Annotated in this window: 14 protein-coding genes and 1 tRNA gene; 7 read left to right on the top strand and 8 right to left on the bottom strand. The window is 58.0% G+C overall.

Going from position 1 to position 14,355, the window contains the following annotated elements; all coding sequences use genetic code 11:
* The first annotated feature begins 72 nt into the window (after positions 1-72).
* Positions 73-1,023 carry an HTH-type transcriptional regulator Cbl gene (gene cbl / locus UR289_RS07735; protein ID WP_023336219.1) on the top strand — a complete coding sequence of 317 codons (951 nt, stop codon included), beginning with the start codon at positions 73-75 and terminating at the stop codon, positions 1,021-1,023.
* Positions 1,024-1,066: 43 nt separating this feature from the next.
* Here the strand turns inward: cbl and UR289_RS07730 are convergent, their stop codons facing one another.
* Positions 1,067-1,672 (bottom strand): glutathione S-transferase family protein, encoded by a 606-nt coding sequence (locus UR289_RS07730; RefSeq protein ID WP_320709674.1) that lies wholly within the window; start codon positions 1,670-1,672, stop codon positions 1,067-1,069.
* Between the two features lie 173 nt (positions 1,673-1,845).
* Between UR289_RS07730 and UR289_RS07725 the strand changes: the two genes are divergently transcribed.
* From UR289_RS07725 to UR289_RS07715, 3 genes are all read left to right on the top strand, one after another.
* Positions 1,846-2,739 (top strand): LysR substrate-binding domain-containing protein, encoded by an 894-nt coding sequence (locus UR289_RS07725; protein ID WP_320709639.1) that lies wholly within the window; start codon positions 1,846-1,848, stop codon positions 2,737-2,739.
* A 177-nt stretch (positions 2,740-2,916) separates the two neighbouring features.
* Positions 2,917-3,270 carry a type II toxin-antitoxin system RelE/ParE family toxin gene (locus UR289_RS07720; protein WP_320709637.1) on the top strand — a complete coding sequence of 118 codons (354 nt, stop codon included), beginning with the start codon at positions 2,917-2,919 and terminating at the stop codon, positions 3,268-3,270.
* A 4-nt stretch (positions 3,271-3,274) separates the two neighbouring features.
* Positions 3,275-3,577 carry an XRE family transcriptional regulator gene (locus UR289_RS07715; protein WP_029741460.1) on the top strand — a complete coding sequence of 101 codons (303 nt, stop codon included), beginning with the start codon at positions 3,275-3,277 and terminating at the stop codon, positions 3,575-3,577.
* 75 nt (positions 3,578-3,652) lie between these two features.
* Here UR289_RS07715 and UR289_RS07710 read toward each other — a convergent pair whose 3' ends face one another.
* The gene (locus UR289_RS07710; protein WP_320709634.1) at positions 3,653-4,573 is read right to left on the bottom strand and encodes a LysR family transcriptional regulator; all 921 of its coding nucleotides are present in this window, start codon (positions 4,571-4,573) and stop codon (positions 3,653-3,655) included.
* A gap of 141 nt (positions 4,574-4,714) precedes the next feature.
* Between UR289_RS07710 and UR289_RS07705 the strand changes: the two genes are divergently transcribed.
* From UR289_RS07705 to UR289_RS07695, 3 genes are all read left to right on the top strand, one after another.
* Complete coding sequence (locus UR289_RS07705; RefSeq protein WP_058841452.1) at positions 4,715-5,104, top strand: RidA family protein; 390 nt, start codon at positions 4,715-4,717, stop codon at positions 5,102-5,104.
* 291 nt (positions 5,105-5,395) lie between these two features.
* A complete protein-coding gene (locus UR289_RS07700) occupies positions 5,396-5,653 on the top strand; it encodes an antitoxin (protein WP_087822830.1) in 258 nt (85 codons plus the stop codon).
* Positions 5,654-5,986: a type II toxin-antitoxin system PemK/MazF family toxin gene (locus UR289_RS07695; RefSeq protein ID WP_320709631.1), complete on the top strand. Its 333-nt coding sequence runs from the start codon at positions 5,654-5,656 to the stop codon at positions 5,984-5,986.
* Between the two features lie 54 nt (positions 5,987-6,040).
* On the opposite strand, the gene UR289_RS07690 is transcribed toward UR289_RS07695, so the two are convergent.
* From UR289_RS07690 to UR289_RS07665, 6 genes are all read right to left on the bottom strand, one after another.
* Positions 6,041-6,116, bottom strand: a tRNA-Asn gene (locus UR289_RS07690).
* 164 nt (positions 6,117-6,280) lie between these two features.
* Positions 6,281-8,470, bottom strand: a complete 2,190-nt coding sequence (locus UR289_RS07685) for a TonB-dependent siderophore receptor (RefSeq protein ID WP_045356712.1) — start codon at positions 8,468-8,470, stop codon at positions 6,281-6,283.
* Positions 8,471-8,496: 26 nt separating this feature from the next.
* Complete coding sequence (locus tag UR289_RS07680; protein WP_320709629.1) at positions 8,497-9,822, bottom strand: lysine N(6)-hydroxylase/L-ornithine N(5)-oxygenase family protein; 1,326 nt, start codon at positions 9,820-9,822, stop codon at positions 8,497-8,499.
* On the bottom strand, positions 9,819-11,561 hold the full coding sequence (iucC, locus tag UR289_RS07675) for an aerobactin synthase IucC (protein ID WP_320709628.1): 1,743 nt from the start codon (positions 11,559-11,561) through the stop codon (positions 9,819-9,821). Before iucC ends, UR289_RS07680 begins: the two co-directional genes overlap by 4 nt.
* The gene (locus UR289_RS07670; protein ID WP_320709627.1) at positions 11,558-12,505 is read right to left on the bottom strand and encodes a GNAT family N-acetyltransferase; all 948 of its coding nucleotides are present in this window, start codon (positions 12,503-12,505) and stop codon (positions 11,558-11,560) included. The genes iucC and UR289_RS07670 overlap by 4 nt, the downstream gene beginning before the upstream one ends.
* The gene (locus tag UR289_RS07665; RefSeq protein ID WP_320709625.1) at positions 12,505-14,247 is read right to left on the bottom strand and encodes an IucA/IucC family protein; all 1,743 of its coding nucleotides are present in this window, start codon (positions 14,245-14,247) and stop codon (positions 12,505-12,507) included. Before UR289_RS07665 ends, UR289_RS07670 begins: the two co-directional genes overlap by 1 nt.
* Between the last annotated feature and the right edge of the window lie 108 nt (positions 14,248-14,355).

Here is a 14,355-nt window from a genome sequence, read left to right as displayed (position 1 = left end):
GGTTTTTATTATTTGTTCTGCAGCGCGGCTGACTCTAACAATAGAGCTATGTCAGATGCGCCGGAGTGAACCGTGAATTTCCAGCAACTTAAAATTATCCGTGAGGCGGCCAGGCGGGACTACAACCTGACCGAGGTCGCCAATATGCTTTATACCTCTCAGTCCGGCGTCAGCCGCCACATCCGCGAGCTGGAAGAGGAGCTGGGCATAGAGATCTTTATCCGTCGCGGCAAGCGGCTGCTCGGCATGACGGAGCCGGGTAAGGCTTTGCTCACCATCGCTGAGCGGATCCTCAACGAGGCCAGCAACGTGCGTCGTCTGGCGGATCTCTTTACCAATGACGCCTCGGGCGTACTCACCATCGCCACCACCCACACCCAGGCGCGCTACAGCCTGCCGCCGGTGATTAAAGCGTTCCGCGAACTTTTCCCCGACGTCCGTCTGGAGCTCATCCAGGGCACGCCGCAGGAAATTGAAGTGCTGCTGCAAAACGGTGGGGCGGATATCGGCATTGCCAGCGAACGCCTGAGCAACGACCCGCTGCTGGTGGCGTTCCCCTGGTTCCGCTGGTACCACAGCCTGTTACTCCCGGTCGATCATCCGCTGAATCAGGTTTCCCCTCTGACGCTGGAAGACGTTGCGAAATGGCCGCTGATCACCTACCGCCAGGGGATCACCGGACGCTCGCGCATAGACGAGGCCTTCAACCGCAAAGGGCTAACGCCGGACGTGGTGCTGAGCGCGCAGGATTCTGACGTGATCAAAACCTACGTCGAGCTGGGTCTGGGCATTGGTCTGGTGGCGGAACAGTCCAGCGGAGAACGCGAGGACGGGAACCTGGTGCGTCTTGATACGCGTCATCTGTTCGACGCCAACACCGTATGGCTTGGCCTGAAGCGCGGGCAGCTGCAGCGCAACTACGTGTGGCGCTTTATCGAACTCTGCAACGCCGGGCTGTCGGTAGATGAGATTAAACGCCAGGTGATGGAGCCGGAAGAAGTGGCGATTGATTATCAGATTTAGGTGCTGATTTGCCCGGTAGCGCTGCGCTGACCGGGCTCATCGCTTAGCTGAACGGATATTTTTTAAAGACTGCCTGTGATTCAAATGATTCGGCAACCGCCTGAATCCCTCTAAAATCCGCTGCGTTAACGACGTGCGGGATCATCGACTGAATAAACGTCCAGACAACCGTGCTCGTGACGGCAACCTGATCGGGAACGGCGGAGGCCGGACGCGTCTCCAGCAAGGCATTCCATTCCCTGCAGGCCGCCAGCAGCTGGGTTGTAATGCGTTCGACCCATAAAGCGTGCTGCTTTTCCACCGGGCGCTGGTGGTGTTCATACACATTTTGCACGGCTTTCTCCGCGGCGGCGAGGATAAAGCCCAGCGTCTGAAGATCGTTTGCCAGCGCATCCGGCGCGACGGGCAGAAGTCTCCGCCCGGGTGCGGCCTGAGTCTCGAAATAATTCAGTATCAGCGACGAGTCCATCAAACGTATTCCGTTATCCAGAATCAGCGTGGGCGCTTTTACCGCGGGGTTGATTCGGGAGAACGCGTCGAAGGTGCTGAATACCGACAGCGGCTGACTTTCAAACTCAACGCCATAAAGTTCAAGGGAAATCGCCACGCGCCGTACATAAGGTGAATCCATCATGCCAACAAGCTTAATCATCGTTGCCGTTTTCCTGTCTCTGTGAAATAACGCGTCATTGAAGAGGATGATCAGACAGTACAATACAAACTTCCTGGCGAATATCTTCAGTATCTTACCGTAAAGGTTAGTATTACTGACATGTGGGCAAGTTGCCGTTATACATCCAGCGCGGATAAGGGAGTGCTTTCATGTCGGATTTTCCACCCATTGCCAGTTTGCGAAGCTTTGAAGCCGTCGCCCGTCTTGGCAGCGTGACGCTGGCGGCGAAAGAACTCCACGTTACCCATTCCGCTATCAGCCAGCAGATCAAAGTGCTGGAGGAGATGGTGGGCGTTAAGCTCTTTATCCGTCAGGGACGCGGGGTGCAGATTAACGAAGAAGGGCGGCTCTATGCCTTACAGGTACGCGAGGCGTTGAGCCATATCGCAGATGCCACCCGGCTCGTACAGGTGAAGCCGAGAAAGCAGGAGCTGACGCTGGCGATGGTTCCGTCTTTTGGATGCCACTGGCTGTTGCCGCGTCTGGAACGCTTTCTGGCGAAATATCCGCTTATCACCCTTCGGATCCAGGCCAGCCTGACGGTCACCAGCCTGCAGCAGGAAGGAACAGATATCGCGATAAGAATGGGGAAGGGAAACTGGGAAGGGAGCGAAAGCCATTACCTTTTTTCCGATGAGCTTATTGTGGTGGCCGCACCCGGCTATAACGACGGCGAGCTGCCCGCTACGCCGGCTGAGATTGCAAAAAGTCATATTATTTTTTCCATGGAGTCGCGGAAAACGTGGTGCGTAAATGCGGGGCTTGAGAAAGAGATCGTGCCTGGCGGTTTGTGCATTAACGACTCGAATTTAATTATCGAAGCCGTTCGGCTCGGAAAAGGCATCGCGCTGGAGCGCCGCTCTCTGGTTCAGGATGCCATCACCCGGGGTGAACTGGTCCAGCTAACTTCCATTACCGCGCCGTATCCCTGGCCTTACTGGCTGGTGAAAGCGCGGTCAACGGAGACGAAGCCGGAGGTGGCTCTTTTTGTCGCGTGGCTGGATGAGGAAGTGGCAGCCTGGCGGCAGTTGACGGGCTGCTGAACTTTTTTCGATGCTGCTCGTAACAAAATGAATATCCAACAAGGGATACATAGAATTACTCCGGCACGCATTCAGTATTTCCGTAACCCCACAAGATTCTGCTTTTCCATCTCTGCATAATCATCGCTATAGCTTTGCATGTATATAGCTTTTGATCTATATTGGATGGGAGGTCTTGTGTGGGCAATTAACACGACGGACAGGTTTGATCGCTGGTTCACTTCGCTTGACGATACCGATCGCGCCAGCGTACTTGCAGCACTGCTTGTTTTGCGAGAGAAGGGGCCGGGTTTATCGAGACCCTACGCTGATACGCTTAAAGGCTCTCGTCACAGCAACATGAAAGAGCTACGTATTCAGAGTAAGGGCGATCCCTTGCGGGCATTTTTCGCCTTTGATCCAAACCGCACGGGTATCGTGCTTTGTGCGGGCAATAAGATCGGCAATGAAAGGCGATTCTACGATGAGATGCTTCTCGTTGCTGACCAGGAATTCACTCACTGGCTGAATACATTAAAAGAGAGGGAATAGCGCGATGGGAAGAACCCTTGAGCAGCTTATAGCGGATGAAAAGCCGGAGGTTGTCGCCAGCGCTCAGGCGATAGCAACGGATATTTTGCTCAACATTCATCTTGCTGAGTTACGCGAGAAAGTACAAAAAACGCAGGTAGAAATGGCGCAGGCGTTGGGTATCAGGCAACCTACCGTTGCGGTAATGGAAAAGCCCGGGCGCGATTTGAAACTCTCTTCTCTCAAGCGCTACGTTGAGGCGGCGGGCGGAAAGCTGCGGCTTGATGTAGAGCTGCCGGATGGCTCGCACTATGAGTTTGTGCTGTAGGGCTGAAAAGCAAAAAACCTGCTTCAAAACCGCCAGCATGACCGTCACTCGGCGGTGATGAGCGAATAGATGCAGTTACTTAATGGTAGAAGTGGGGACATGCTGCTGCATCAATTCAACGATCCAATCAATAAAAACGCGCAGTTTGGCGTTAACGTGGCGGTTGGGCGGAAAGGCCAGGTACAGGGGCATTGGGTTAATACGCCAGTCTTCAAATAGCGGAATCAAGGAGCCACAAGCCTGATGTGCAGCCGCCATATAAACGGGTAGCGCAATCACGCCTAATCCCGCGAGCCCGGCTTCGAGGTAGGCATTACCATCATCCACTGCAAGCACGTAGCTACCCGTGATTTCAATATGTTCGCTCTCACCGTGCAGTACCAGAGGATCAACCTTACCGGTGCGTGAGGACAAGAATCCCACTATGCGATGGTCCGTGTTTTCCAGCTCTCGCGGATGCGCAGGTGCGCCGAGGCGTTCCACATAGCTCGGTGCGACGTAAACACCGATTTGCAAATCGCCGACATGGCGTGCGATCAGGGACTGGTCGTTGATTTCACCGCCGCGCACGACGCAATCCACGTTGTCGCCGATCAGATCCACCACCCGGTCACTCACGCCCATGTCGAACTGGATATCAGGGTAGCGCGCGTGAAAAGCCGGTAGCGCGGGCACCAGCACCAGGCGGGCGAGAGGAGTGGGCACGTCCACCCGTAGTCGCCCCCGGGGCGCCATCGTCGCACTGGACAGGCTGTTTTCAGCATCTTCCATGTCCGCCAGCAGGCGGATGACGCGCTCGTAGTAGACCGCGCCATCAGGAGTTACACCGAGCCTGCGGGTGGTGCGGTGGAGCAGCTTGACGCGCAGGCGCGCTTCCAGCTGCTGAATAAGCTGCGTCACCGTGGTTTTGCTCATATGAAGCGTTTGGGCAGCCCTGGTGAAACTGCCTGCCTCAACTACGCGAGCAAAGGCGCGCATCGCATCGAAACGATCCATCCGTTGTTCTCTCTTTTCACCGATTGTTTGGATATTACAAACAATGATGGACAAAGTCGCTTGTTTATCCGCCCGCTACAGCAACTGTAAAGTGTCTTTATGTTCACCGGGCAGATTTCGCCCCATTACAGAGGCACAAACATGACAACACGCGAAGCCGTTTTTCCCTTCGGTCGGCAGGCGCTCTACGAGCGCAACCGGTATTCACCCGCCATCAAATCTAACGGCTTCCTGTTTGTTTCGGGACAGGTTGGTAGCCGGGAGGATGGTTCGCCTGAAGAGGATCTCAACGCGCAGATCCGGCTGGCATTCGATAACCTTAATGCTGTTCTCGCTGCTGCGGGCTGCACGTTCGGTGACGTGGTTGACGTTACCCTCTTTGTCGTCGATCCCGAGTCAAACCTCGACGCAATCTGGAGTATCCTGCCAGAATATTGGGGGGAAGCGCCTTACCCGACGTTGACCGGGATCGGCGTGACGTGGCTGTACGGATTCCAGTTTGAGATTAAGGTGATTGCCAGGCTGCCCTGAGCGTTACGGGTCTTTCCGACGGTCAAAAGACAATACAGCGGGCGCAGCTCCGATCCGGAAGCCGCCTCGCATTTCGTTTATCCGATTCGCCATAATCCTTTGAACCGCAAAAAGAGTTTTCTATTATCAGCCTTCTTAGTTCCGCGCTTCGTTCCCGCCTGCACTGTCCTTCGATGGATTACGGCTTTATGGACACCTAAATACGAAAAGGAAATCACCATGAATCTGATGAATAATTGTGCACTTCCCGTCATGAATGTTATATTAAAATATAATATCCGGAGGTGCGCTATGTATACAACTCGTCTGAAAAAGGTCGGCGGATCCATCATGCTGGCGGTTCCTCCCGCTGTGCTGAAAACGCTGGAACTGTCGACGGACAGCGAAGTCGGCATGACCATTAATAATGGCTGCCTGATTATTGAACCCCAGAAGCGGCCTCGCTATTCGCTTGAGGAACTGCTGGCGCAGTGCGATCCGCACGCTGAAATGAGCGAAGAGGAGCGGGAGTGGATCGATGCGCCTGCGGTGGGCAGGGAGATCCTGTAAATGGAAAGAGGGGAAATCTGGCTTGTATCACTGGATCCGATTGCTGGCCACGAGCAAAGTGGAAAACGTCCGGTTCTTATCGTATCGAAGGCATCGTTTAACAAGCTGACCCGGTTACCGGTAGTGGTTCCCGTCACCAGCGGCGGAAACTTTGCACGTACAGCAGGTTTCACCGTTTCACTGGAAGGGGCGGGGACAACAACAACGGGCGTTATTCGCTGCGATCAGCCCAGAACCATTGATATGTCTGCCCGGAACGGCATGCGGCTGGAACGCTTACCTGACGCCGTTGTAAATGAAGTGCTTGCCAGGCTGGATGCGATTCTGAATTAACATCAGTGACGCAGAAAAGCAAAAAGCCTGCTTCAAAAGCAGGCTTTTCAAATTTGGCTCCTCTGACTGGACTCGAACCAGTGACATACGGATTAACAGTCCGCCGTTCTACCGACTGAACTACAGAGGAATCGTGTGAACGAGGCGCATAGTAGCGACCTCAGTACGCCTTGTCAAAGGGTGAAAACGCACTTTTTGTTTGTTTGCCGACAATTTCAGCAAATCGCTGATTTTATAGCAAATTCGCGTTGAAATTACACAGCAAAATGCGCCGCCCGCAGGCGGCGCGCAGGATCAGAACAGTACGGAGTAGTTCAGACCAAACGTACGTCCGCGGCCTTTATAGGTATACAGCCCCGGTGCGCCGTAGGTTGGGCTATACAGCCCCGGTGCGCGCTGGCCCCAGGCGGTGGTGTAGTCTTTGTCCAGCAGGTTTTCCACGCTGAAGCTGACCTTGCCCACCGGCAGGGCGTAGCTGCCCAGGAAGTCGACCGTGTTATAGCCATCGATCTTCTTGCCGTCGGAGTCTGACACGTCAAAGGTCTGCGTGCTCTGCACGCGCAGGGTCCAGTCGCCCGGCGCCCAGTTGACCCAGGCGCTGGCTTTCGACGGGCTTGCGCTGTCAACCGTCAGCTTCTCCCATTTGCCGTTTTCGCGCGTTTCAGACTTGATGGCGTTAAAGTTCGCACCGGTGCTCCAGTCGCTGTCGGTGAAGAAATAGTCCACCTGACCTTCCACCCCGTAGATACGACGCTTGTCGTCTTCCAGGTTGATGGTCATATCCGTCTTGTTGATGGTGATGGTTTTATCCGAGAGCGAGTAATACGCCGCGACCTGCGTGCGCAGGTTATCGCCGGTGTAGCGCCAGCCCAGCTCATAAGCGTTGACCTTGATACCGTCCAGCGTCGAATCGTTCACGTTGACGCTGTTCAGCAGGCGATAGTGACCGTTGCTGAGCTGATAGGTGCCGGAGCCGTAGTACTTCGCCAGGTCCGGAATTTCGAAGCCCTGGGAGAAGTTAAACCACAGCTGCTGCTGTTCGGTCAGGCGACCGAGGATCCCGGCGTTAAACAGGAAGTTGTTGTAATCGGTTTTCCCGCCCGGCACCGCGTCGGCGGAGGTGGCTTTCCCGGTGGCGATGGCCTGCTGCTGGGTATAACCGACAAAGTCGTCCACCTTGTTTTCGGTGTACTGATAACGCACGCCGCCGCTCAGGGTGATGGCGTCAATGTCGTAGCTGGCCTGCAGGAACGGGGCGAGGTTGGTGATGCTGTAGCCCGGGTAACGGCCCACGTTGTAGGCGTTATCCAGCTCCATGCCGCCGCTCGCCGCGGCCTTGCTCAGGTTGAAGAACTGCTGGTTGGCATCGAAGGTTTCGTGGTCGGCATCCACACCCCAGGTCAGCGTTAAATCGTCCACCGGCTTGCTGTTCAGCGTCAGCTTGCCGCCGTAAAAATCGGTTTTCTGCTGGGACGCGCCGATGCTGCTCACCACGCCTTTGGTCAGGGTCGGGAACGGATAATAGGTCAGGCTCTCGTCGCGATAGTAAATCTGTGCGACCAGATCCTGGCCCCAGAAATCGGTATTGGAGTACTGCAGGTTAATCAGATGGCGCTCGGTGCCCGGTACGCGGTCAGAATCAAGATTATCTTTGTTGTACGCGGTCGCATCGCCTGTTACCGCCGAGAAGTTTTTCCCGAGATACAGCCCATGCTTGCCGTCGGACTCGCTCTTGTAGTACTGGGTCGTCAGCTGCAGCTGCTGACGATCGTCAATGTTGATGGTGCCTGTGCCCATCACATCTATACGGTCGGAATACTGGAGGCCGGTCTGGGTGTTATCGATAATCACCTCGTTGCCTTTGCCGTCATACCAGCCGCCGTAGCGCTGATACGACACCGACAGACGACCGGAGGCGTTGTCGTTACCGCCGCTTACGGCTGCCGACACGTTCTCATCGTGATCGTTGTGGCTGTTAAACCCGCTCTTTGCCCCGGTCTGGAACTCCACTTCGGTATCCGGCTGGCCCTTTTTGGTGACGATGTTCACCAGGCCGCCGGTGCTGCCGCCGCCGTAGAGCGAGGTGGCGCCGGAGATCACTTCGATACGGTCAATGTTGAACGGATCGATAGAGTCCAGCTGGCGGCTGTCGCTGCGGGACGAGTTCAGGCGAACGCCGTCCACCATCACCATCATGGAGCGGCCGCGCAGGTTCATGCCGTAGTTGGTACGGCCCTGGCTGCTGACGTCCATACCTGGGATCAGCTGTGCCAGCACTTCTTTAATCTCTTTCCCGCCCTGAACCTGCTGCTCAATTTCAGCCCGTTCAATGACCCAGGTGGTCTGCGCCATCTCCGCCACGCTGCGGTGCGCGCGGCTGGCGGAGACCACGATATTTTCTTCCTTTTGTTCTTCCGCCCACGCAGAGGTAGAAAGCATTGCAAGCAAGCAAGGATTTAAAACCCAAAGATGAGAACGTTTCATTGTTATGTTGATCCTGATTGTGTGTGTCAGTACTCGGTGGTTTTTGCTAATGATTTAAAAACCGGGCTGTTCTCCGGGCTGGTGGTGCTGCGCCAGTGGATAACGCCGGGTGTGGTGGCCAGCTCAAACGGCTCGTCGGCGTGCGCGCGATTGAGAATTCGCGCCGCGCGCCAGGCCATCAGGCTGAGCTGGGGTTCGGCAATGCCGAGACGGTGCATCCCGGCGTTCACGGCGAACAGGTGGTTGCTCTGCGGGCCGTCCCATTCGAGGGTGAAATCGTTGTTAATGCAGAAGGCTTCGTCCGTATCCAGATGCAGGCGGTGAGACAGCGGCGCGAGGAACGCGGGCTGCACGGCGCGGTAGCCGGTGGCGAAAATCACCACGTCGCTCTCCAGCTGCTCGCGGCCGCCGTCGAGGTGATGCTGAATGCTCAGGCGATGGCCGTTTTCCTGGCGCGTCAGCGCCGTCACCGAGCGGGACGGCAGGAGATGCGCCCAGGGTTTTTCACGCAGCACTTCGAAGCGGTGGTACATGGCGCGGTAAATCGCCAGCAGGGACTCGGTGGTGATCCCGTCGGACGTCATCTTCTGCTCGTGCAGCATCTGCCGACGGGCCTCTTCACCCAGCGTGGAGAAGCTGTCCACGTACTCCGGCGTGAAATACTCGTTGGCAAAGGCGGCTTCATCCAGCGCATTATAGTTATTGCGGCGCGATACCCAGTTCAGGCTCAGCGGCTGGCCCCATTCGCCGCGGAAGATATTCAAAAACAGGTCGGCGCCGCTCTGGCCGCCGCCGACGACGGTGACGCGCTTGCCCGCGAGATCCGGCGTGCGCAGCATCATCTCGCTGGCGTGGAAGCAGGTATCGTCCTGCGCGGTGACGCAGTCAGGCAGGTTGATCTGCTTGCCAATCCCCACGCAGACGTGGCGCGCCAGGAAACGGTCGCGCTGGGTCATTACCTCAAACAGGCCGCTTTTCTCATCAAAGCTCACCTGCTGTACCTGCTGGCTGAAGGCGAGGTTGGTAAGGTTTTCCGCCGCCCAGCACAGGTAGTCCGCAAACTCTTCGCGGGAGACGGTGCGCTGCTCGGTAGTCAGGAAGCGGTAGAACTTTTTGCGCTGCACCAGGTAGTTCAGGAAGCTGTGGCGGTTGGTTGGCTCCACGGCGCTGACCAGATCCTTCAGGAAGCTGGTCTGCATGTGGCAGTCCGGCACCATCATTCCCGGGTGCCAGGAGAAGTGCGGTTTACGCTCAAGGAACAGCGAGCTAAAGCCGTCCAGCCCTTCAGCCAGAGCGGCGATGCTGAGGTTAAACGGGCCAATACCAATGCCGATGAAATCATAGGTTTTCATTGCGCTGACTCCCGGGAGGCGAGAAAAAGAGGGTTATCAAGGTCGGTGACGTAGTTCGGCAGCATGCGGCTGCCGCCGTCGTGTTCGGAGAAGGTCAGTTTGACCGGGTTGAGGATCACGCGAATAATCTGCGGCTTGAAGAGATCGAATTTGGCGAAGCGTTCTGCCAGATCCGGGTGCGCCGCCATATAACCCCGTAAAACCCCGGCCAGAAGCTGGTAGAAACGCGTTTCGCTCACGCCGCATTGCAGCGTGAGGCGCGAGATAAAGCGCAGCACCGTCACAAAATTACCGGTTTGCAGGTCGTGAATAATGTAATCCGCGCTCAGGCGCGCCGTGACGGCCTTCACCTGCTCCGGCAGGCTCCGGGCCTGCGGGAAATCCTCATCCACCAGGCGCATATCGCCCTGGAAATCTTTCAGCAGAATGCGCTGCGGGACGTAATCCTTCATCACCAGCGTCACGTTCTGGCCGTGGGCGATCAGCGCCACGCCGTAGCGGCAGAGCAGGTGATAGAACGGGATCACCGTTGCCTCAAACAGCTTTTCAAGCCACGCGTCGGCGCTTAGCCCCGAGCGTTTAATCCACGCGTCGATCAGCGGGCGCCCGGCATTGTCGGTTTCCATCAGCGCCGCCATCAGCACCGCCTGTTCACCGTCTTCTACATAACAGGACGGATTCTCGCGCCAGATCACCCCCAGCATCTCCTGATAGCGGTAGGGCGCTTTCGGCAATGCGGCATAGCCCGGATGCGACAGATAACCGGCGGCGGGTTCGCCAAGCACCTGAGCACCGGAGCGGATCAGCGTGGCGTCGGTAGCGAACTGCTGCTGCAGCCAGCGCGAAGCCAGCGGCCCGGCGGCAATGTACTTGCCCGGGATGCCGCGATAGCAGGAGGTGTTGTAGATGGTCAGCGGAAGCTTGATGTCATACGGCGCGCGACGGCTGGCGTTAGTGAGCGTGCGCAGGGACTGCTGCGCCAGATACTCGTCGCCAAATTCGCCCAGCTCAACCATCTCACCGCGCGCCAGCTGCGCCAGGAAATGAACGGCGATCTTCTGCTGCCACTGCCACGGGTGCAGCGGCACCGGCAGCCAGCCGTCGTCGAGACCCAGCGCCTGCCAGCGGGCGTTGAAGCGGGCGAGCTCGGCGTTGTCCATGGCGCTGGCCAGCAGAGCGTTGATATCGCAATCGGCGTCGCTGCTCCAGACCAGATGCTCTCGCTGAACGGCGACCCAGTGCAGACGAAAACGTCCGCGATACTCAGGCGCGTACTGACGCAGCGCGTCCAGGCCCCAGCCGCGGCGACCTTTGTTGAAAATAAACTTCGGGTGACCGCTCATCAGACACTGTAATTCGTCCGGGTCGAGGTGGATCAGCGCGTCCGCGTCCAGCGCTTCACGCGCCTGCAGCAGCTGCATGTCGCCGCGCAGCGTGGCGTAGAGATCTTCCATATGCTCTGCCGTTTGCGCGTCGCTCATCTCCAGCACTTTCGCCAGCTGCAGCAGCGCGCGTTCCGCTTCGACGGCATCGCCGCTGGCGGCGATCAGGCTGTCCGGGTCGATATGCAGCCAGCCCCAGATCCCGCGCGTGGCGCGAAACTGCCAGGACTCGTTGCCCATGGCGATGCGCCAGCCGTTCGACGAAACCGGCTCAGCGCGCAGGGTGCGTTCGTACTCCAGCTCGGCGAGGAGCTTCGCCACCATCTCGCGGTTCACTTTCTGCCAGAGCGCGTTCACAGTTCCACCTCGCTGAAGAAGCGATGGCGCTGGCTCATGATGAGGCGCGAGCGCTTGTGCGGGAAGTCGAACTCTTTCACCGTCTCGAAACCGGCGGAGGCCAGATGGCGGAACAGGCGCTGGTTGTCGAAGCGCGGCTCGGCGACAATTCGCGCGGTGCGCGGTTCATCGAGATACAGATAGTGGCTCAGGCCGCGCAGCCAGCTGCGGATGTACTGAGCGCCGCGCCAGTTCTCTTCGCCCACCAGCATGTGCAGCCCGCGGTCAAACGGCTGCCATCGGTAGTGGCGGCCAATGCGGTCTTCTGGCGCCCAGTAGAGCTCAAAATAGCCGAACGGCTGGTCATCGAAGCAGCCGATAACCGGGTAGCAGTAGGTCGAGTCAAGCTGACGGCGCAGGTAGTTTTCCTGCTCGGCCTGCGGGCCAGCCATCTCCCAGAAGGCGTTCACGCGCGGGTTGTTCATCCAGCGCGTAAAGCGCTCGCCGTCCAGCGCCACGTCGGCCACGCGGAAGCTGAGGGTGCGCTTAATTTGCGGATCGTAACGACGGTACACTTCGCCCTGCGGGCGGTGAGGACGCAGCGGGAAGTACAGCTGACGGCTTTCATCAAACTGCATCCCGCCGCTGGCCTGCGGCCGTTCGCCTTTCAGCCACAGCGGCAGCTGCCAGAAGGTTTCGCGTGCCAGATAGTCCCCGTGGGCCAGGCTAAACAGCGCCTGCGCCTGAGGGGCATCCTGCCAGGCTGCCCAGGGCAGGGTAATGCCGGTCAGCGCGGGCGCGGCAACAAACAGCTGATCGAGTGCTTCGACCAGCCAGCCGTCCGGGATCCCATTCAGACGCTCCAGCACCGTGCTGCCGTCGAGACCCAACGTCAGCGGCAGCGCGCGATCCGTTGCGGTGCAGCGAAAGCCGTAGCCGGAATGGACGATATTCGCGATTGCCATTACGCCTTCTCCTTGTAAAACGGGTTGCTAAAGTCGAAATAGATCACCGCCGGATCGACGATGGTGTTTTCATTGCGATCGTGCAGGTAGCAGAAGAAGTTGCCTTTGCAGTTCCATGTCGGGCTGTCGAGGACGTAGTCGAGGCAGCGGGTCTGCTTCGCCGTGCGGCGCAGTTCGGCCAGCGCGTCGCGCACGCGGGACATCAGGTTCTCCTCACTGTCGAAACCGGCGGCGGCGAGGGCGGCGGTGACGGCAAGGGTAGAGTTCAGCAGCAGGTAATAAGGGAAGTAGCGCAGCAGCTGGCTCTCACCGAAGCGGTTTTCCACCTCGGTTTCGCCCGCTGAATTCAGCCACGCGTCGGCCCCTTCGGTCCACGCGCTGCCCTGGCAGTCGCGGTAGATCAGCCCGACGGGGAAATCCTGCTGCATCTCAACGAGGATATTTTGCTGGTGCGCCAGCAGGACCAGGCCGTAGTCCGCCTCGGCGCTGAACAGCGGGAGCAACACGCGGTCGCAATAGGCGTCCAGCCAGCAGCGGGCGGCCTTGGCGAGGGGTAAATCCAGACGCTGGCTCAGACGGCGCACCGCGGAGGCCAGCAGGCTGTCGCCGCCGTCCGGCGCGGCCTGGGTCAGGCTCACCAGCACGTTGGTCTGGGTGTCTGGCGTATCGAACAGCAGATTGACGCGCAGGGCCATCAGGCTCTCTTCCTGAATAACGCCGCTTTCGTCACGCAGCCCCGCCCAGCCGTCCTCCTGCATCACGCGCATGGTCGGGTAGCGGGCCTGTAAATCTTGCCAGCGTTCCGTTTTCGCCAGACGCGCGAGGCGCATTCCGCGCTTAACTTCTTTGACCGACAGCGTGCGCACGGAGTTGGTCAGCCGCACGCTGAGGGAGAACTTAATCATGTCGCTGTTGGTTTCGCTGTACAGCGAGCGGGACGAGCTGGTAGGCAGCCACTGCGCGCCCGCTTCGCCCAGGTCCTGCAATGCACCGTTTTCCGCCAGACGCTGGCACCAGTCCTGCTCCAGCAGAAAGTCGGCCTGCCACGGATGCATCGGCAGCAGCCAGCGGGTGTCGGTGAAGTGGCCGAGCAGCTCAGGCGCGCTCTGGGCCGCGAAGCGCAGCAGACGCTCGCGCAGGGAGACGTTCAGGCTGTCGCCGGCAACGAGCGCGCTCTCAACGGCAAACCAGCGCAGCGGGAAGCGGGAGGCGAAATCAGGAAGATAGCGACGCGCCTCTGTTTCGTTGAACGGCTCGTGCGACTTCGGCGCCGGGTGAAACGCGTGGCCGACCAGCAGCGCCTGTTCCGCTTCAGCAAAAGTCAGCGGCTTATCGCGCAGGTTTACCCAGCCGTGGCGGAGATCGATCGCCTGCCAGGTGTGGGCATGGCTTTCAAGAACGCGCTGCTTAAAACGCGCCAGCGTATCGGCATCCAGCGAGCCTTTTACTGACGGTTTTTCAAGAATTAAATCAACCAGTTGATCAAATGTGACGGCGTCACCGTCATCACTGTTGCTCTGAAGAAGCGTGGCCGGGAACCGGTACTGATGATGCTGGGTGGGAGAGAAATAGCGTACCGGAACCCGAAGCGCCTGGGTTTGGGACAGCGGGATATGAATGTTCGGTAACGCATCCGCAGCGGTAGCGGGGAGATAGCGCCAGTCCTTCGTTTCGCGCAACAGGGCGTTCAAAAAACACTGGGCTGCAACGTCTGTACCGGCAGAGCGGGGCAGAGCACGCATAGATATACCTCATTCCATGATTGATAATAATTCTCGTTATGATATTCATTCTGTTTACAGTCGCAACCATTTTTGCAATATTTGTTTTCATAAACTTCATGATTTCCA

Origin of the sequence: Enterobacter sp. 302C9 (assembly GCF_034106085.1) — a bacterium.
Lineage (GTDB): Bacteria > Pseudomonadota > Gammaproteobacteria > Enterobacterales > Enterobacteriaceae > Enterobacter > Enterobacter asburiae_B.
Note: the sequence above shows the minus strand (reverse complement) of the source record. Positions and strands in the feature narration are given on the sequence as shown.

What these genes read in the sequence shown, in the direction of transcription:
- UR289_RS07715 (WP_029741460.1), top strand. Translation starts at nt 3,275, where the DNA reads ATGGGAAGAACCCTTGAGCAGCTTATAGCGGATGAAAAGCCGGAGGTT.
- UR289_RS07695 (WP_320709631.1), top strand. Translation starts at nt 5,654, where the DNA reads ATGGAAAGAGGGGAAATCTGGCTTGTATCACTGGATCCGATTGCTGGC.
- UR289_RS07700 (WP_087822830.1), top strand. Translation starts at nt 5,396, where the DNA reads ATGTATACAACTCGTCTGAAAAAGGTCGGCGGATCCATCATGCTGGCG.
- UR289_RS07725 (WP_320709639.1), top strand. Translation starts at nt 1,846, where the DNA reads ATGTCGGATTTTCCACCCATTGCCAGTTTGCGAAGCTTTGAAGCCGTC.
- UR289_RS07705 (WP_058841452.1), top strand. Translation starts at nt 4,715, where the DNA reads ATGACAACACGCGAAGCCGTTTTTCCCTTCGGTCGGCAGGCGCTCTAC.
- UR289_RS07670 (WP_320709627.1), bottom strand. Translation starts at nt 12,505, where the DNA reads ATGGCAATCGCGAATATCGTCCATTCCGGCTACGGCTTTCGCTGCACC.
- UR289_RS07665 (WP_320709625.1), bottom strand. Translation starts at nt 14,247, where the DNA reads ATGCGTGCTCTGCCCCGCTCTGCCGGTACAGACGTTGCAGCCCAGTGT.
- UR289_RS07680 (WP_320709629.1), bottom strand. Translation starts at nt 9,822, where the DNA reads ATGAAAACCTATGATTTCATCGGCATTGGTATTGGCCCGTTTAACCTC.
- UR289_RS07685 (WP_045356712.1), bottom strand. Translation starts at nt 8,470, where the DNA reads ATGAAACGTTCTCATCTTTGGGTTTTAAATCCTTGCTTGCTTGCAATG.
- UR289_RS07710 (WP_320709634.1), bottom strand. Translation starts at nt 4,573, where the DNA reads ATGGATCGTTTCGATGCGATGCGCGCCTTTGCTCGCGTAGTTGAGGCA.